This window comes from Marinomonas vulgaris, assembly GCF_018145875.1.
In the GTDB taxonomy this organism is placed as follows: Bacteria; Pseudomonadota; Gammaproteobacteria; order Pseudomonadales; family Marinomonadaceae; genus Marinomonas; species Marinomonas vulgaris.
The window spans coordinates 1-18,117 of record NZ_JAGSSV010000001.1 but is presented as its reverse complement, the minus strand read 5'-3'; the positions used below and the strand labels follow the sequence as shown (position 1 = coordinate 18,117).

General features: G+C 43.5%; 19 protein-coding genes and 1 tRNA gene. 16 read left to right on the top strand and 4 right to left on the bottom strand.

Features of this window, described 5'->3' with window-relative positions; all coding sequences use genetic code 11:
* Nucleotides 1-159 precede the first annotated feature (159 nt).
* The 5 genes from J9B83_RS00100 to J9B83_RS00080 all read left to right on the top strand — a co-directional run bounded on the left by J9B83_RS00100 (nt 160) and on the right by J9B83_RS00080 (nt 5,046).
* Nucleotides 160-1,704, top strand: a complete 1,545-nt coding sequence (locus J9B83_RS00100) for an alanine/glycine:cation symporter family protein (RefSeq protein ID WP_211534637.1) — start codon at nt 160-162, stop codon at nt 1,702-1,704.
* A 111-nt stretch (nt 1,705-1,815) separates the two neighbouring features.
* A complete protein-coding gene (locus J9B83_RS00095) occupies nt 1,816-2,382 on the top strand; it encodes a hypothetical protein (protein WP_211534636.1) in 567 nt (188 codons plus the stop codon).
* 158 nt (nt 2,383-2,540) lie between these two features.
* Nucleotides 2,541-3,548 carry a tryptophan--tRNA ligase gene (locus tag J9B83_RS00090; protein ID WP_211534635.1) on the top strand — a complete coding sequence of 336 codons (1,008 nt, stop codon included), beginning with the start codon at nt 2,541-2,543 and terminating at the stop codon, nt 3,546-3,548.
* A 12-nt stretch (nt 3,549-3,560) separates the two neighbouring features.
* The gene (locus tag J9B83_RS00085; protein ID WP_211534634.1) at nt 3,561-4,427 is read left to right on the top strand and encodes a Tim44 domain-containing protein; all 867 of its coding nucleotides are present in this window, start codon (nt 3,561-3,563) and stop codon (nt 4,425-4,427) included.
* Nucleotides 4,428-4,536: 109 nt separating this feature from the next.
* Nucleotides 4,537-5,046, top strand: a complete 510-nt coding sequence (locus J9B83_RS00080) for a chemotaxis protein CheW (protein ID WP_236037025.1) — start codon at nt 4,537-4,539, stop codon at nt 5,044-5,046.
* Between the two features lie 86 nt (nt 5,047-5,132).
* Here J9B83_RS00080 and J9B83_RS00075 read toward each other — a convergent pair whose 3' ends face one another.
* Nucleotides 5,133-6,431: an inosine/guanosine kinase gene (locus tag J9B83_RS00075; RefSeq protein WP_211534633.1), complete on the bottom strand. Its 1,299-nt coding sequence runs from the start codon at nt 6,429-6,431 to the stop codon at nt 5,133-5,135.
* 87 nt (nt 6,432-6,518) lie between these two features.
* On the opposite strand from J9B83_RS00075, the gene J9B83_RS00070 reads away from it, so the two are divergent.
* Together J9B83_RS00070 and trxB are read left to right on the top strand one after the other, a co-directional pair.
* The gene (locus J9B83_RS00070; protein WP_211534632.1) at nt 6,519-7,259 is read left to right on the top strand and encodes a HesA/MoeB/ThiF family protein; all 741 of its coding nucleotides are present in this window, start codon (nt 6,519-6,521) and stop codon (nt 7,257-7,259) included.
* 163 nt (nt 7,260-7,422) lie between these two features.
* Nucleotides 7,423-8,379, top strand: coding sequence for a thioredoxin-disulfide reductase (trxB, locus tag J9B83_RS00065; protein ID WP_211534631.1), 957 nt, complete (start codon nt 7,423-7,425; stop codon nt 8,377-8,379).
* Nucleotides 8,380-8,482: 103 nt separating this feature from the next.
* Here the strand turns inward: trxB and ppa are convergent, their stop codons facing one another.
* Nucleotides 8,483-9,013 carry an inorganic diphosphatase gene (ppa, locus tag J9B83_RS00060; RefSeq protein WP_211534630.1) on the bottom strand — a complete coding sequence of 177 codons (531 nt, stop codon included), beginning with the start codon at nt 9,011-9,013 and terminating at the stop codon, nt 8,483-8,485.
* A 208-nt stretch (nt 9,014-9,221) separates the two neighbouring features.
* On the opposite strand from ppa, the gene ihfB reads away from it, so the two are divergent.
* From ihfB to J9B83_RS00035, 5 genes are all read left to right on the top strand, one after another.
* Nucleotides 9,222-9,527 carry an integration host factor subunit beta gene (gene ihfB / locus J9B83_RS00055; RefSeq protein WP_211534629.1) on the top strand — a complete coding sequence of 102 codons (306 nt, stop codon included), beginning with the start codon at nt 9,222-9,224 and terminating at the stop codon, nt 9,525-9,527.
* 73 nt (nt 9,528-9,600) lie between these two features.
* A complete protein-coding gene (locus J9B83_RS00050; RefSeq protein ID WP_211534628.1) occupies nt 9,601-9,924 on the top strand; it encodes a lipopolysaccharide assembly protein LapA domain-containing protein in 324 nt (107 codons plus the stop codon).
* A 5-nt stretch (nt 9,925-9,929) separates the two neighbouring features.
* Nucleotides 9,930-11,108: a lipopolysaccharide assembly protein LapB gene (gene lapB / locus J9B83_RS00045; protein WP_211534627.1), complete on the top strand. Its 1,179-nt coding sequence runs from the start codon at nt 9,930-9,932 to the stop codon at nt 11,106-11,108.
* A gap of 57 nt (nt 11,109-11,165) precedes the next feature.
* Nucleotides 11,166-11,873 carry an orotidine-5'-phosphate decarboxylase gene (gene pyrF / locus J9B83_RS00040; RefSeq protein WP_211534626.1) on the top strand — a complete coding sequence of 236 codons (708 nt, stop codon included), beginning with the start codon at nt 11,166-11,168 and terminating at the stop codon, nt 11,871-11,873.
* A 147-nt stretch (nt 11,874-12,020) separates the two neighbouring features.
* A complete protein-coding gene (locus tag J9B83_RS00035; RefSeq protein WP_211534625.1) occupies nt 12,021-12,356 on the top strand; it encodes a ComEA family DNA-binding protein in 336 nt (111 codons plus the stop codon).
* A gap of 44 nt (nt 12,357-12,400) precedes the next feature.
* Here J9B83_RS00035 and J9B83_RS00030 read toward each other — a convergent pair whose 3' ends face one another.
* On the bottom strand, nt 12,401-14,113 hold the full coding sequence (locus J9B83_RS00030; protein ID WP_211534624.1) for a SulP family inorganic anion transporter: 1,713 nt from the start codon (nt 14,111-14,113) through the stop codon (nt 12,401-12,403).
* A gap of 235 nt (nt 14,114-14,348) precedes the next feature.
* Here J9B83_RS00030 and uvrB point away from each other — a divergent pair, with 235 nt between their 5' ends.
* The 4 genes from uvrB (at nt 14,349) to J9B83_RS00010 (ending at nt 17,705) form a co-directional block, all read left to right on the top strand.
* Nucleotides 14,349-16,376, top strand: a complete 2,028-nt coding sequence (uvrB, locus tag J9B83_RS00025; RefSeq protein WP_211534623.1) for an excinuclease ABC subunit UvrB — start codon at nt 14,349-14,351, stop codon at nt 16,374-16,376.
* A gap of 12 nt (nt 16,377-16,388) precedes the next feature.
* Entirely contained in the window at nt 16,389-16,577 is a 189-nt protein-coding gene (locus tag J9B83_RS00020; RefSeq protein ID WP_211534622.1) for a hypothetical protein, read from the top strand.
* Nucleotides 16,578-16,660: 83 nt separating this feature from the next.
* Nucleotides 16,661-16,737, top strand: a tRNA-Val gene (locus J9B83_RS00015).
* Nucleotides 16,738-17,252: 515 nt separating this feature from the next.
* On the top strand, nt 17,253-17,705 hold the full coding sequence (locus J9B83_RS00010; protein WP_211534621.1) for a hypothetical protein: 453 nt from the start codon (nt 17,253-17,255) through the stop codon (nt 17,703-17,705).
* Here the strand turns inward: J9B83_RS00010 and J9B83_RS00005 are convergent.
* A partial coding sequence (locus tag J9B83_RS00005) for a DDE-type integrase/transposase/recombinase (RefSeq protein ID WP_211534620.1) occupies nt 17,698-18,117 on the bottom strand: 420 nt, incomplete at its 5' end. The genes J9B83_RS00010 and J9B83_RS00005 overlap by 8 nt on opposite strands.

Sequence of the window (18,117 nt, the reverse complement as noted above, 5' to 3'; positions counted from 1 at the left end):
AAAAATGTCACAAGCACTATTGGGGATTTTTTTGCGGCTTCTTATCTTCACCATTATGTTTTTTATTACGTTGCACCTGTCTCATTTTTTATTCACGTTTTTAAAACCGATACGAAGAGACGGTAACAGACACTTATTTTTATATTAAAGGAAATCATTATGAATAAAATACGAGAGACTATGCTAGGGCTAATGTTAGCCTTTAGTACCAGTGCTTTTGCAGAGGAGGCGGGTTCGTTTAAAGAAAGCGTTGCTTCCTTTAGTAGCTTTGTTGATGGCTTTTTTAGCGATTACACTGGCTGGTTTGTGAGCTTGATTTTTAAAAGCGTGCCAGTAGGAGAAGCCAATTTTCCTCTTATCGTGGGTTGGTTGTTGTTTGCGGCGTTTATTTTTACGCTTTACTTTGGCTTTGTGCAGTTCAGACAGGCTGGTCTGGCGATCAATATTGTTAAAGGAAAGTACACAGACCCTAATGCGAAAGAAGATGGTGAGGTGTCGCATTTTCAGGCACTTACAACAGCGCTTTCCGGTACGGTTGGTCTTGGTAACATCGCGGGTGTGGGTGCTGCCCTCGCCATTGGTGGCCCCGGTGCGACGTTTTGGATGATCTTATGTGGTCTACTTGGCATGGCGTCTAAGTTTTGTGAATGTACATTAGGTGTTAAATACAGAACAGTGTTGCCTTCTGGTGCGGTTTCGGGTGGTCCAATGTATTACCTAAGCCAAGGTCTAAAAGAAAAAGGTTTAGGCGGTTTAGGTAAGATTCTGGCTGTTGGTTTTGCGCTGATGTGTATTTTGGCAGCATTAGGTGCGGGTAACATGTTTCAGGCTAACCAAGCCCACGCTATGTTGTCTTACGCGTTTAATGTGCCCAGTGAGTTTGGCGTTATTACTGGTGTTGTGTTAGCGGCGTTGGTATTTTCGGTTATTGTTGGAGGCATGCCTTCTATCGCATCGGTAACAGAGAAAATTGTTCCTTGGATGGCGGCTCTTTACATTGGTATGGCGTTGATCGTTATTATTGCTAACATTGGGCAAGTTGGTGCGGCTTTTAGCGCTATCTTTGAAGGTGCCTTCACTGGTGCTGGTGTGGCTGGTGGTTTTATTGGTGCACTTATCCAAGGTTTGAAACGCGCGACTTTCTCGAATGAGGCTGGTGTTGGTTCTGCGGCCATCGCTCACTCTGCGGTAAAAACCAAAGAGCCAATCACTGAGGGTTTAGTTTCATTGTTAGAGCCTTTTGTTGATACTGTGGTGATTTGTACCATGACGGCGTTGGTTATTACCATTGCAGGTTTAAATGTAGGTCCATACGATGGCTCTGGTTTGACGGGCGTAACGCTAACAGCGGCTTCTTTCACTGCAACAGCCGGTATTTTTAAATATTTATTGGCGTTGGCGGTAGTCTTGTTTGCTTTTTCTACGATGATTTCGTGGTCTTACTACGGTCTTAAATCATGGACTTATTTGTTTGGTGAAAGTAAAGGGTCAGAGTTAGCGTTTAAAATCCTTTTCTGTATTTTTGTTGTCATAGGGGCGACTATCCAATTTAGTGCCGTGATTGACTTCTCTGATGCGGCTCTTTTCGCTATGTCAATTTTCAATATTATTGGTTTGTACTTCTTGATGCCTGTAGTGAAAAAAGAATTACATTCTTTTATTGCTCGAGTAAAATCTGGCGAAATTAAGGCATACAAAAAATAAAACAATCACCATACATGCTTATCATGTTTGGTTTTTTGAAAGAGCTCACTTCGGTGGGCTCTTTTCATTTGTGTTTCTGTATAAATGCACCCACATGATATTGAGAACAATATGAATGAAAACGATTCTTGTATTGTTAATTTAGAGCGGACTATCCTGAAAAATGGCCCAGAATTTTTGTCCCATAAGCTGGTGATAAAAGGCGATCTTGCTTATTTAAAACCCACCATCAGTGCCATGTCTTTTTGTATGATTTACATTGTAGTTGGCGTTTTCTTATTTGGGCTGGCAGTGTCTTTGTTGAGAATGCCGGATCGTTATGATTTAGCCGTGTTTTTGGGTGGTTTTGGTATTGCCATAGGAACATTTGGTATTGCACTGATTCAGCCCTTCTTACGCCGTTCTCGTTTTGATAAGACAACAAATTGTTTTGACAACCACAAAGATCATAATGTGACGTTAGAGCATATCGTTTCTTTGCAAATCAATAATAAAGTTATTCAAAGCAAGCATGGGTTGAGTTATGGCTGTTTTGAGCTGAACTTGCTCACTCAGCATGGTCGCCGGATTAATATTTTGAACCACGGAGATGAGCAGCAATTGTTGCATGATGCCGAGTTACTTGGGATATTCCTAGATGTTGAGGTGAAGGATTACCGGCGTGAAATTATTTTGTAAGTGGTGAGGTTTATAGCGACCGAAGAGGCCGATTGAATTTATGATTAATTGCATGGGGTTGTGCTTGCGATCAGATTTTTATGCTAATGTAGGCGCGCATTTTGATACCAACGCATCTATTTTTTGATATTGACTGATCACAGGAAAGAGACACTGCAATGACCAAAGAAATTGTTTTAACCGGTGTAACCACCACAGGCACGCCACACCTAGGAAACTATGTGGGCGCCATTCGCCCTGCGATCGAAGCAAGCCGTCAAGAGAACACAGAGTCTTACTTTTTTTTGGCGGACTACCATGCTTTGATCAAATGCCAAGATCCAGAGCGTGTTAAACAGTCTCGATTAGAAATTGCTGCTACCTGGCTAGCGTGTGGGTTAGACACAGACAAAGCCACTTTTTATCGTCAATCGGATATTCCAGAAATCTCTGAGCTGAATTGGCTACTGACGTGTGTGACGGCGAAAGGTCTGATGAACCGTGCCCATGCTTATAAAGGTGCGGTGGATGAAAACCTTGCCAATGAGCAAGACCCAGATTTTGGTATTACCATGGGGTTATTTTGCTATCCCGTGTTAATGGCCGCGGATATTTTGACGTTTAACGCGCACAAGGTACCAGTCGGTCGTGATCAGATTCAACACATTGAAATGGCGCGCGATATTGCCGGCCGTTTTAACCATTTATTTGGTGAGCATTTTGTTCTGCCAGAGGCGGTTGTTGGCGAAGAAGGCTCTATTTTGAAGGGACTAGATGGCCGCAAAATGAGCAAAAGCTACAACAACACCATTCCTTTGTTCGATACAGAGAAAAAGCTGCAAAAGGGCATCAATAAGATCAAAACCAACTTGTTAGAGCCTGGTGAAGCGAAAGATCCGAGCGATTCTACCGTGTTTGAAATTTATCAAGCCTTTGCAACACCAGAACAAACTCAAGAGATGCGTCAGAAATTTGCAGATGGCATTGCATGGGGCGAAGCGAAGAAGGAACTTTTCACCCTAGTGAATGGTCAACTTAGCGAGCCACGTGAAAAGTATCTTGAACTTATCGCCAATCCAGCTCATGTAGAAGAGATCTTACAAGCTGGGGCAGAAAAAGCACGAGCTCGTGCCCGTGGTCGGATTGCAGATCTGCGCAACGCCGTAGGTCTAGTGAATTTTAATTAAAGGAGAGTGTTTGTGAAAACGACAGTATTTGCCATGTTTATGGCATTTGTTTTAGCAATAGGTGCCGGCGGTTACAGTGCTGACGTGCAAGCTAAGAAGTTTGGCGGTGGTAAGAGCTTTGGCAAAAGCTTTTCTGTTTCTAAACCTAAAAGCGCGACGACAAATACCAACAGTACAACGAATGCCGCTGCGGGCGCTAAAAAACCTGGTTTCTTGGGTGGCTTAGGTGGCGGTCTATTAGGTGGTCTGCTATTGGGTGGCTTGTTTGCGACCTTGCTTGGCGGCGGTGCATTTGAAGGCATTTCATTTGGTGACATCTTGTTGTTCGCCGTGATTGGTTTCTTAGTGTACAAGTTTTTCATTGCGCCAAAGCGTCGTGCAGCCGCGCAAGCCAATGCAGCGGGAACAAATAACATGTTCCGCGAAATGCCTAATTCGACGCGCGATAATGTTCAACCTTCGCCTATGTCTGGCATGAGTGGTTTTGGTGCTGAGCCTGACATCAAACTTCCACCTGGCTTCAACGAGCAAGCGTTTGTTGAAGAAGCTAAAAACCACTACATCAACTTGCAAAAAGCATGGGACGACAACAATTTTGATGAAATTCTTGATTATGTAAGCCCTGAACTTTACAACATGTTGGTAACAGAGCGTGCTACTCATGGTGACAACAAACCTCGTACAGAAGTGGTTTCTTTGATGGCTGAATTGGTTCGTGGTGAGTTTATCGGCTCGATTGCGTCCATTTCATTGAAGTTCTCTGGCTGGATCAAAGAAGGCGATGAAACGTCTGACACCAATGAAATTTGGCACCTAGAGAAGAACATGTCTGATCCAAAGGCAAATTGGACCATTGTTGGTATTCAACAAGACAACTAATTGTTACTTAATTTTGCTCGTAGACTCATCACAAATTGTTGTAAGCTAAAGCAATCTTGTGGTGAGTTTTTTTATGCCACCTTAATTAAATTGAATACGGATGTGAGCCATGTCTGAACTAGCGCCTATCAAAGAAAACGGGAAAGCCTTATCTGAAAGTAAAAAAGGCGAGTTGTTGCAGTACCTTACTTTTAAGCTGATTGACGAAACCTACGGTATCAACGTCATGCAGATTAAAGAAGTATTGCGTTATAGCGAAATTGCCCCGGTTCCAGGCGCGCCTTCTTATGTGTTGGGTATCGTGAATTTGCGCGGTAACGTGGTTACCGTTGTGGATACGCGAGTGCGTTTTAGCTTGCCTGAATGCACTATTTCTGATGACACACGCATCATTATTATCGAACACGATGGTGAGCAAGTAGGCTTGCTAGTGGATGCGGTTCAAGAAGTATTTTATTTATACCAAGGCGAAATTGAACAGAGTCCAAGCGTCGGCAATGATGAAGCCCTGATGTTTATTCAAGGTGTATATCAAAAAGACGAAGAGTTGGTGATTTTGCTCGAATTGGATCGTATGTTTGAGCGCAATGAAGCGCTGGGCATCTCTGCAATGAGTTAACTGACCTTTGACGAGCAAAACAAAAAAAACCATCTGCGGATGGTTTTTTTATGTCTGTGAATTAGAACGCTGCCGTTATTTTTTGATTATTTTTCCCAATACGCTTCTTCTAAACTGTCTTCGCGCTCTGGTAAACCACGGGATAAACGCGACGCGTTTTGAGCTAAAATTTCATAACTGACGCGATTGGCGTATTTGCAGATTTGCGCAAAAGACGAATACGCCAAGAATGGCGCGAGATGTTTGGTGGAATTTGGCATGGCGCTCTTATGAAAATGATTGGCCGAAATGTCGTGTAATAATGCTGACAAAGCACCGTCTCCGGCGCCGTTTGTGTTGCGTATTTTCTCAGGGCCACCCATGTATGGGTCGATGTGTGAAAAGACCTTGATCGGATGCTGGCAGGCTTCTCGTAGCATAGGTCGACTAAATTCCCAGCGATTAAAATCGGCCAATCGTCCTGATTTGATTGGGTTAGTGGTTTCACGCTTCATTTCATCTTCCGTATGACCGCAAAGGTACATGCCTTCAGGGCCAGCGGTGAGCAATACAATGTCGACATAATTTAAAATTTCGCTAGCGGCCTCGAGTGGGTCTGATAGCCCTGTTAAAGCTTCGGCTTCCAATTCATTCATGGCCAAGACATTGATGTATTGTTTGATCAAAGATAGCAGCTCATCTCTGTGTTCTTCCACAAGATGGGAGGTACCCAGTGTCAATACGGTAGGTACTTGATTTTGATGGGCGTATTGCAGTGCCTGAATCATAGCCTGTTTGATGGGCTTTCCCTGATGGCGTAAAGGGTAAGCGCAAGTGACCAACGCCGCTGCGCCTGCCACAATGCTTTCAGGGATATGGTCTGCATCTAACTCGTCCATGTCGCCGGGGGCAATCGCAAAGGTACGTTCGCCATCGGGTGTGATCAAGGTAATACCACGACCAATATCACCGGCAACGCCTTGTAAATGGTTCATATCGACTTTGCTGCTAGTGTGGCAAATATAATGGTAAGCTGGCGAACCTAAGCCAATATTGGCCGACATAACACCCAGCAAAACAGATTTATCATCGGCGAGTACCGAATAATTGTGAATAGTGTTACCGATTGTGCCGCCGGCAAAATGATCGGAAATGCATTGTTCCGCAGTGAGCTCAACAAAAATAGCTGCCGCTGTGTCGGCATCGACTAAGTTCGAGAGTCCCTTTTTGATGCCGAATTTTATTAAAAAAGCATCGGTAACATTCGCCACCACATCGACAATGGTTTCATCCAAACCGACAACATAGGTGTCCTTGTCGGGACGGACTTCTGAAGTGGGTAAAATCGGTTTGGGTTGAGAAACCGGAAAATAGTGTTTAAGTTTGCGTCTGCCGGGAAACTTCATTTTGATGCTCGTGAAATGAATAATAGAGCGAGTTTAGCAAAGAATTGACCAGTCGGGCAGAATAGACCAAAAGAAAGTAGGGTGAAAATGAACGAATCAGAGTTAGATCGTTATAGCCGACAATTATTGTTGCCAAATTTTGATATTGAAGGGCAATTGAAACTGGGCCAAGCCAAGGTATTGGTTATTGGCCTAGGTGGATTGGGCAATATAGCATCGACCTATTTGGCCGCTTCGGGCGTGGGCTCATTGATCTTAGCCGATGGCGATCAGTTAGAGCTGAGCAATTTACCCCGTCAGGTATTATATGACGAGAGCCAATTAGGACTGGATAAAGTGGTCGCTGCCGCTCAACAAATTACTAAGAAGGACCCAGCGGTGTTGGTTCGTACGATAGCCCAGCGACTGGAAGGGAGCGTATTACAACAAGCCGTCGCGGAAGCAGATATTGTGCTGGATTGCACAGATAATTTCTCTGCACGACAAAGCATTAACCAAGCTTGTTTGATACAAAGCACCCCTTTAGTCAGTGCAGCGGCAATTCGTTGGGAAGGGCAATTGATCAGTTTTTTGTACCATGAGCAAGGCTCTCCCTGTTATGAATGCCTGTATCCTGAGCTATCTGACCAACAGTTAAGCTGCAACGAAAGTGGCATTATTTCCCCCGTTGTTGGCATGTTAGGCGTGTTTCAAGCGTTGGAAACGTTAAAAATTGCCAGTGGCTGCGGTGAAGTAAAACACGGTGCTTTACGACTCTTTGATGGCTTTACAGGACGTTGGCGAGAATTGACCTTAACTCAAGACCCAAAATGCCAAGCCTGCACTTGAGTTTCTCTATTCTTACTTGAAAACTCATAGATAGACCCTATTTTAGTGATAAGTATATTTCGCTAAAATTCTCAGAACTTTTTCGTTACCATTTACGATATAGATACTTGCCGACTTTCTTTTTGTAAAGAGTCTGGCTAATTTTGATTTTAGGAGCAACAGCATGAGCGATGTAAAACACGCTAAGTTAATGATTTTAGGTTCTGGCCCTGCAGGCTATACAGCGGCGGTGTATGCGGCTCGTGCGAACTTGAATCCAGTGATGGTTACCGGTATGCAAATGGGCGGACAGTTGACCACCACGACCGAAGTTGATAATTGGCCTGGCGATGATCAAGGCGTGCAAGGTCCAGAGTTAATGGAGCGTATGCGTAAGCATGCAGAGCGCTTTGAAACAGAGATCATTTTTGACCATGTGAGCAAAGTTGACCTGCAAAATCGTCCGTTCCGCTTAGAAGGTGACAGCGGTGCCTACACATGTGATGCCTTGATTATTGCAACAGGGGCGAGCGCGCAATACCTTGGCTTAGAAAGCGAAACCAAATTTATGGGGCAGGGCGTATCAGCCTGCGCCACGTGTGATGGATTTTTCTATCGTAACCAAGACGTTGTGGTAATTGGTGGCGGTAATACAGCGGTAGAAGAGGCTTTGTACTTGGCGAATATTGCGAAAACCGTGACCGTGATACATCGTCGTGATAAGTTCCGCTCTGAGAAAATTTTGTCAGACAAGCTGTTAGAAAAAGCTAAAAATGGCAATGTGAACATTGAGTGGTTTGCTGAATTGGATGAAGTTTTGGGTGACGACGCTGGTGTAACGGGCGTGCGCATTAAAAATACCCAAACCGGCGAAACAAAAGACATTGCGGCGGCGGGTGTGTTTGTTGCTATTGGTCACAAGCCAAACACGGATATTTTTCAAGGGCAGCTTGATATGAAAGACGGTTACTTGTCGGTTCAGTCTGGTTCTCATGGCAACGCAACTCAAACCAGCATTGAAGGGGTTTTTGCTGCTGGCGATGTGTCAGATCATATTTATCGTCAAGCCATTACCTCAGCGGGAACCGGCTGTATGGCGGCGCTGGATGCCGAGCGCTTCTTGGATTCACAAGAGTCGTAACTAGGTAAAAATCAATGGTACAAAAACAAAAAAACCGATTTTAAAAATCGGTTTTTTTAGGTCTGTTACTCGCTGACTTCTCAGCCAGCGTGCAGGTTTTGTATTATTGCGCGTTGTAAGCTTCGATGCCTTCAACAATGGCTTTTTTCGCTTCGTCAGCGTTTGCCCAACCTTCTACTTTTACCCACTTACCTTTTTCAAGGGTTTTGTAATTTTCGAAGAAATGTTCAATTTGATCGCGTAGTAACTGAGGAATGTCGTTCACGTCTTGAATATGACCGTATTCTTTGCTCAGTTTTTCGTGAGGTACGGCAACCAATTTTGCGTCCATGCCCGCTTCGTCAGACATGTTTAACACACCCACTGGGCGGCAGCGAATGACAGAGCCAGGTACCACAGGGTAAGGTGTGATAACCAATACGTCGACTGGGTCGCCATCGTCAGCAAGTGTGTGGTTAACGTAACCATAGTTTGCTGGATAAAACATAGGTGCTGTCATAAAACGATCAACGACCAAAGCATCTAATTCGTGGTCAACTTCGTATTTTACTGGATTGGCTTGTGCTGGGATTTCGATGATAACGTTGATGTCGTTTGGTGCATCTTTGCCTGCAGGAATTTTGTTATAGCTCATTATTATCTCTTCCAATGTGTTGATTATGCGCAATATTATAAAAGCTAGAAGGCTTGTACGCTAGCGGTAGAATGCTCCCATGAGTAATATTCACTATTAGGGTAGAATAAAATCAGTAAAAAAAGCCTCAAAGTGCGTTAACTTATTGCTTTCTTTCTGAATTTAGCTAGTCTTACATTGTGGTCAAAATATAGTCGCGAGGACAGTAATGACAAAATCTGAGCTGATAGAGCTGCTAATCGATCAGCAATCTCATTTGCCGGTAAAGGATGTTGAACAAGCTATTAAAGCGATGCTTGATCATATGTCTGATTCTTTGGCGAATGGAGAGCGCATAGAGATCAGGGGCTTTGGGAGTTTTTCTCTGCATTATCGTGCGCCAAGAATCGGTAGAAACCCTAAGACTGGGGATTCCGTTGAGCTGAGCGCAAAATATGTTCCTCATTTTAAGCCAGGTAAAGAGCTGAGAGAGTTGGTAAACTTACCTGAAGTCGAGCCTGACGAGCTTAACTAAATTTTTCTTATGCCTCGAAATCTCTTTGCTATGACGGCATAATATTGTCATTCTATTTTTGATAGGTTGCCTTATGCTTAAGTGGCTGAAAAGAATTATTTATATTGTTTTTGTTGTTTTCTTTCTTGCCGTGGGTGTTTTTTTTGCCATCCGTAATCCACAAATCATTTCTTTAGATCTTGTTTTTTGGCAAGGTCCACAGCTCAGTGTCGCCCTTTACATGATTCTTGCCTTTACGGTGGGGGCTTGCGTGGCACTTCTTGTCAGTTCGGTGGCTTTTTTACGCAGTGAACGTCAGATTCGAGTACTCACTCGAAAATATGAAAAAACCCGTAATGAAGTCGATGCCTTGCGAAAAGTCTCAATTACCAAAGAGCTTTCTGTTGGCAAGGAGTAATTGAGTTGACCGAAATTGGGTTGTTTTTGGTACTGTTTGTCGCGCTCTTTGTGGGCTGGGCAATGGGCCGAAAAAATTCGACCAAAAAGAATAAGCCACTGAAAAAAAGCATCCCCAATGACTATTTTCGTGGTCTAAACCATCTTCTTAACGATCAGCATTCAGAGGCGATTGACGCCTTTGTCGATTCCTTAGAAGTTAATTCCGACACCTTCGATATCCACTTAACACTTGGTAATTTATTTCGTAAAAAAGGCGAAATACAAAAAGCCATCAATATTCATCAAAATCTATTGGCGCGCCCCGAGATCTCTGAACGCGAGATGCGCATGGTGCAGCTCGAACTGGCGAGTGATTTTATGTCGGCTGGCTTGTTGGATCGAGCAGGGCGTCTCCTGCTTAATATGGCGTCCACGTCGAAGAAAAGCGAATTCCAACCGAAAATCTTATCTTTGCTGGTCGATCTTTATGAATTTGAACAAAGCTGGGATAAAGCCATTCAGATTGGCGACGAGTTAATTAAAACCACCACGAGTAAAAAAGAAATCAAACGCTTGGGGCATTTTCATTGTGAAATGGCCCAAGAATTACAGAAAAAAGAGCAGTGGAAAGCTGCGTATCAGCATTATAAAGATGCGCTAGAGGTTGATCCAACCTGTGTTCGTGCCAGTATTGGCGCGGCGGATGTGCTCAGTGGACAAGGCCGACATAGGGATTCCATCAAAGAATTGAAGCATGCAGCGGAACAAGACCCTGAGTTCATTTCTGTTATTCTTCCCAAGCTAAAAGAGTCTTACCAGAAGGTTTGGGGCAGCAGTGGTTATATTAAATTTTTGCAAGAATACAATCAGAAAAAACCGTCTACCGCTCTAATTGTCGCTTTGGTGCAGCATTACTTAGAAACCGATCAAGACTACGCTGAAATGTTTTTGGTTGAGCAACTTAGGTTGCACCCTACGATTAAAGGCTTTAAAGAGTTGATCAGTTTGCAGTTAACGGATTCCCAAGGTTACAACCAACAACATTTGGCGGTGTTGTATGAGCTGATTGATCAGTTGGTGCAAGCCAAGCATAAATACCAATGTCGCCAATGTGGTTTTTCTGGCCACCAGTTACATTGGCAATGCCCTAGTTGCAAGAACTGGGGGGTTGTTAAGCCTATTCACGGCTTAGAAGGTGAGTAATGCCTTGCTACAAAATAACGTAAACCGATAGACAATAATTGAGAAAGAGGATACCGAATGAACTGCCAATCCCCTATTGTGGTTGCTTTAGATTATCCAACCATGGCGCAATCGATCGAAATGGCGAAGCGACTTGATCCAAGCCAATGTCGAGTCAAAGTGGGTAAAGAGCTGTTTACGACCTCGGGTCCTGCCATATTAGATGCTCTACATAAGCTCGATTTTGATGTTTTTCTAGACTTAAAATTTCACGATATTCCTAATACCGTTGCCAATGCGGTGAGTGTCGCTGCAGCGGCAGGTGTGTGGATGGTCAATGTGCATGCGACAGGTGGCCGTCGCATGATGGAAGCGTCTGCAAATGCCTTGCAACAGCGAGCCGATAACAAAACTTTATTGATTGCAGTAACGGTATTGACCAGTATGGATCAATCCGATCTTTTAGAAGTGGGCATTGACGCAACGCCAGAGCAACATGTAAAACGCTTGGCGACATTAGCAAAATCGTCTGGTATGGACGGTGTGGTGTGTTCGGCTCAAGAGTCGTCTATGTTGTCGACTGAGCTTGGTAAAGACTTTGTGTTGGTCACCCCAGGCATTCGCCCTGCAGGTTCAGACAGTGGTGACCAAAAACGTATTATGACGCCAGCCGAAGCCATGGCCGCTGGCAGCCATTATCTTGTTATGGGTCGACCTATTACGCAGGCTATCGACCCTATCGAGGCGTTAACTCAAGCGAATAAAAGCTTGGGTGTGAGTTTGTAAATCACGCTTTCCAATAGTTGAAGTTCTGTTAAAAACCTTTTACTCTAAAACCACTTGTTGATTGGCATAATGTCCAATCAGTGAGTGGTTTTTTTTATGGCCAAGATGGCCACTTCTATCATGAAGCTTATTAAAAGGATGTTTATTATGACTCATGTCGCACGTGTTTTTCGTTCCTGCGTTACCCGTTCACTGCTTATCTTTTCTCTGTTATTAGTACCTTTTTCGCTTTTTGCTGCTACCCCTTTAGACATTAATTCGGCGACAGCCAGCGAGTTTGCTGCAGTCATGTCGGGTGTGGGTACAATGAAAGCTGAGGCCATTGTCTCGTACCGAGAGATGAATGGCCCCTTTGAATCTTTGTCTCAACTTACCCAAGTAAAAGGCATTGGAGAGGTGTTGGTAACACGAAACCAAGCCTTGCTTCGTGTCGTTCCCCTTGATGGTAATGAGGAAATGACGATGAGTGATGTCGAGCAATAAAGCATTCATACAGAACAGATTGACTCAAGGATAACCCTGCGTGCTTATTGTTGAGTCAATTCTGTAATGGCTTGATGCTGCGTAAGGAAGACCTTACCACTTAAGTTAGTCAGTAAAATTGAGCCTATGAGTTTGTCCATGACTGGCCCTTTCACTTCTGATAAGTGAACTTTTACCCCCGCATCAGCAAGACGGACTACCACTTTCTCTAAACTTTGCAGTGCACTGGCATCTATCATATTGACAGCGGTACACATGAGTACAAGGTGTTGAAGATCTTTATTTTGAGACACCAAGCTTTGCAACTTTTCTTCGAAAACGCGAGCATTGGCAAAAAACAAATTCTCATCGATTCGAACTGTAAGTACCTTGCTGTGGGTTTCTACTTCAAAGCGTTGCACATTCCGATAATGCTCTGTGCCAGGTACGCGACCTACAATGGCAATGTGCGGATGACTGGTGTGCCACAAGAAAAATAAGATCGATAGGACGACACCCACTATTAATCCTGTCTCCATGCCTTCAAACATGACGACACAGAAGGTGACTATTAGTAAGCAGGCTTCCTTTTTTGAAAACTGCCATAGTTCTTTTAAATCGGCGACGCTGATCAGTTTTGACATTGAAATCGAAATGATCGCAGCAAGAATGGTCGTAGGTAAGTAATAAAAGACCGGCGTGAGAAACAATAAGGTTAATAAAATTAGGAAGGCCGTGATTATGCCCGTCATTGGGCTTTTTGAGCCACAGTCAGCGTTGAGCACAGTTCTTGAAAAGCCGCCTGTGACGGGAAATGCACCACTAAGTGCAGAACCAATATTAGCTAAACCAAGGCCAACCAGTTCCTGATTCGGGTCAATATCCTGGCGTCGTTTGGCAGCATAAGACTGAGCGACAGAGACCGAACCGATAAAGCCAACAATGGTGATTAAAAAGGCACTGGGCAATAAGTCTCTAGCCATTTGCCAACTGATAAGGTCTAAGTTGATCGTAGGTGGTGTCGTCGGAACAGTACCAATCACTGCTACCCCCATTTGATCTAAAGACAAGATGGCGACAATTAAGGTCGTTACGACCACCACAACCACTGGCCCTGACTTTTCAAATAACTTGACGGTCGCTGTTGGTAAGCCGATGAAGGTTAAAAAATGCCCAAAATAGCGCTTTATTAACAATAGCGACGCGATGCAGAAAATACTTAATAACAGTGTTGGTAAGTGGGTGTGATCAGCATGAGCGTAAAGGCTTGTCATCAGTGGAATAAGAGTGTCACCTTGGGATTCTACTCCGAGGAAGTATTTGATTTGCCCAATGATAATCAGTAAAGCGGAGGCACTAATGAAACCCGAAATCACCGGATGACTAAGCAAATTGGTCAAGAAACCCAGTCTTAAAAAGCTCAATACCAATAAAAACACACCAGACATAAAAGCCAGCAAAATAGCGATGCTGGCGTAATGTTCACTGCCAGACACAGCAAAGGGCAACACGGCAGAAGCGGTCATCACAGAGGTCAGTGCCACAGGGCCGACAGCCAATGTGCGGCTAGTACCAAAGAGAGAGTAAAGAACAGATGGCAAAATACTGGCGTACAAACCGGTAATCGCCGGAAGACCTGCCAACATGGCATATGCCAAACTCTGAGGAATAACCATGATGGTGAAAACCAAGCTGGCAACCGAATCGTGCTTTAAATCGGCTACTCGGTAATCTTTCAGCCAGACCAAAGCGGGAAGGTATTTCTCAAGTGTTGTCATAAGTCGTCTCTGTTAGGTTGGTAGAGATATTTATATAAGTTTTTATTTTGTTTTTCTTTTTTGATATAAGCTTAGTTTTTAATGTTATCGATAGGTCTTGGATTAGTAAAGTTTTAAAATGTGCACAAAAAATGAATTTATGATGAGGGAGAATCTTTGCAAGGCAGGAAAAACCAGACGTATCGGGCAATTTTTGCTAATCTCAATGGCCAACTGTAAAGCTTAGGGAAAGTTCGTGTCGCAAGAATTTCAAGTTGTATCATCGTATTCTCCGGCTGGCGATCAACCAAAAGCCATTGAAAAATTGGTCCGTGGTGTGGAGGCCGGTCTCGCTCATCAAACACTACTTGGTGTAACGGGGTCTGGTAAAACTTACACAGTAGCAAATGTGATCTCACAGGTAAGGCGCCCAACGATTGTAATGGCACATAACAAAACCCTTGCCGCCCAGCTTTATGGTGAATTCAAAGAATTCTTCCCCCATAACGCTGTTGAATATTTTGTCTCGTATTACGATTATTACCAGCCTGAAGCTTACGTGGCCGCATCGGATACCTTCATTGAAAAAGATGCGTCCGTAAACGAGCATATTGAGCAAATGCGATTGTCGGCCACCAAGGCCTTGTTGGAGCGTGAAGACGTTATCATAGTCGCTACAGTATCGGCGATTTACGGTTTGGGTGATCCACAATCCTATTTGAAAATGATGTTGCACCTTGATCGCGGCGAGCGAATTGATCAACGAGACGTGCTGCGTCGCTTGGCAGAATTGCAATACACTCGCAACGACTTAGTATTGGAACGAGGGAATTTTCGTGTCAGAGGTGACGTGATTGAAGTATTTCCTGCCGATTCGGAAGACACGGCCATTCGTATAGAACTTTTTGATGACGAAGTGGAAAGTTTGTCGATGATCGAGCCATTAACCAACAAAACCATCCGAAAAGTCCCCCGTATTACCATTTATCCAAAAACGCACTATGTGACTCCCAAGGAAACCGTTCAAGCTGCCATTGAGCGCATTAAAGTGGAGTTAGATCAGCGGCTTGAGCAGCTAAAATCGATGAATAAATTGGTTGAGTTGCAGCGTCTTGAGCAGCGTACACGTTATGATTTGGAGATGATGCAAGAGCTTGGCTACTGCTCTGGTATAGAAAACTATTCTCGTTACTTGTCAGGGCGAGAAGAGGGCGCGCCGCCACCAACTTTATTCGACTATTTACCAGCCAATGCTTTATTGGTTATCGATGAGTCCCACGTTACCGTGTCGCAAATTGGTGCCATGTACAAAGGCGACCGATCGCGCAAAGAAAACCTAGTGGAATACGGTTTTCGTTTGCCTTCAGCCCTTGATAACCGACCAATGCGTTTTGAAGAGTGGGAGCAAATTAAGCCACAAACTATTTTTGTATCAGCGACGCCAGGTAAGTATGAAGAAGAGCATCAAGATTGGGTAGTGGAGCAAATTGTGCGTCCAACAGGGCTTATTGATCCTATCTTAGAGGTGCGTCCGGTGACGACACAAGTGGATGATTTGTTGTCAGAAATTAACCTTAGAGTTCCTATCGGGGAGCGCGTTCTCGTTACCACACTCACCAAGCGTATGGCGGAAGATTTAAGTGATTATTTAAACGAGCATGGTATCCGTGTGCGGTATTTGCATTCCGATATCGATACAGTAGAACGAGTGGAAATCATCCGAGATTTACGATTAGGTGAGTTTGATGTGTTGGTGGGAATCAACTTATTACGAGAGGGTCTGGATATTCCGGAAGTGAGTTTGGTCGCCATTCTTGATGCTGATAAAGAAGGTTTTTTACGTTCAGAAAAATCACTGATTCAAACCATAGGACGAGCTGCTCGAAACGTGAATGGTAAGGCCATTCTTTATGCCGATCGTATTACCGGCTCCATGGAGCGTGCCATCAACGAAACAGAGCGTCGCCGAGAAAAGCAGCAAGCTTATAATCAAGAGCACGGTATCACTCCAACCGGTATTACCAAATCGGTCGAAGACATCATGGAAGGCGCTTACAATCCAGGCGCTGGAAAGCGGGGCAGTAAAACCAAAAAAGTCGCTGAAACCGCCAAAGATTACCAAGTGGAAAGCATGGAAGACGTGGCTCAAGTGCGCAAAGCTATGATTCAATTGCAAAAAGAAATGATGCAAGCATCGGAAGAACTGAAATTCGAACTCGCTGCTGGGTATCGCGATCAAATTCGTCAATTGCAGAAAAAACTCAAAGATGTTGGCGAATCTTAAAAGGAGATTGATATGGCTGTTACCCTGAGAAATTACAACATAGTGCGAGTGATCGACAACGGCGTCATTGTTAATTGCACTGTGGTTGAAATGTGTTATGAGTTCGCATTAGTGACCTTTAAAGGTAAAAAATATAAGGTGCCTTATCACCTCATCGATGAAGTGATTGGCCACGAATTGCTGGTGCCGATTGTCGAATAATCCGTTTAAAAATAAAGACATAAAAAAACAGCAACAAAGACTTGTCAAACCTAAGTCCGTGAGTATAATAGCCAACACTTTTTAGGACTATAGCTCAGTTGGTTAGAGCGCTACCTTGACATGGTAGAGGTCGGCGATTCGAATTCGCCTAGTCCTACCAATTTATAAGGCCTCGACAGTTAGTGATCATTCACAATGTCGGGGCTTTTTTGTATCTGCAAACGATCTGCAAACTATAAAGTTCTTTGTTGCTTGCCCTATTTTCTAATCCAATCCACTTTAGTAAGGTACTAATATATAGTATTTTCTGTTTTTTTTACTTCTTTAGGGCTTCCGAAAATTCATTCTTTTCCGACACAATAGGGCGGTTTCTTGCTCACCACCAAAAAAATATAAAAGCCTTGTAAATCAAGAGATTTTTATTTTATGAGACCATGGCATCATTTTATTACACTTCTCAAATTTCTCCTGCGGGTTTCTGGTTTATTGAACCCAGTGAAGCGGCATCATTTTTAGACGTCTATTTAGAGTGTTTCGCTTTTCAACCGTGATAAGCTTTACCTTGATGTTGTACTCAATGATCTATAAAAAGTGTATTTGAATAATTTGTGTTTAGCCAAACCTAGCTTTTTGGTACATTATCATTGGGAACTTTATAAAAGATCGAGGTTAAGGATGATTTTTAGTTTTAAGGGTTTAGTAATTTCAGCATGTTTTTGCTCTTCTTTAACAGCTGTGGCAGGTAGCTGGAATGTGACCTTACAACAAAATGACCCTATGGCAACCAATGAGTCTTACTACGCCACATCAGACAGCTTTCCACCGATAAAAATTTTATCTTTCCCCTATACAGATGCTAGATCATGGATAGGTGTAGGCTGCAATACCGATAATCAGTATTGGGCGTTTATTGGATTCAATAAGGCTAACTTTATAGGTGGCGAGTGGAAGATGAGCACTAAGAATCATCTTACTAAAATCAAATATGATGACCAAATAAGCCAAGTAAATCTCTTCGAGTCGAGTGATGGCCAAAATTTTCTAAATGTAGGTGCTACTGATAAAGATACATTTATAAAAGGGCTAAAATCCTCAAACTCAGTCATTACAGGTGTAGTGGTCAAGTAAAACTGGCCACGGTTTTATAGTTTTTCCAGTGCAGCTCTTCCGCTTTATTCGGTGGCAACATTCTATTGTGCTGATGTGGTCTGATTTGGCTGTAATATCCTACTATGTAATCCGTTATCGCCTGTTTTGCTTCTAAAAAAGTCCGGTAACCTAATTCAGGCATCCACTCTGTTTTGAAGCTTCTAAAGAAACGCTCCATCGGGGCGTTATCCCAACAGTTTCCACGGCGACTCATACTTTGATTCATTTGATACCGCCACAGCAAACGACGATATTTTAAGCTTGTGTACTGACTGCCTTGATCGGAATGAAACATTACTCCCTTAGGTTTTCCCCTTAATTCATAAGCCATAATAAGCGCCTTACTAATGAGCTCACAATCCGGACTCAAAGACATCGCCCAGCCAACAGG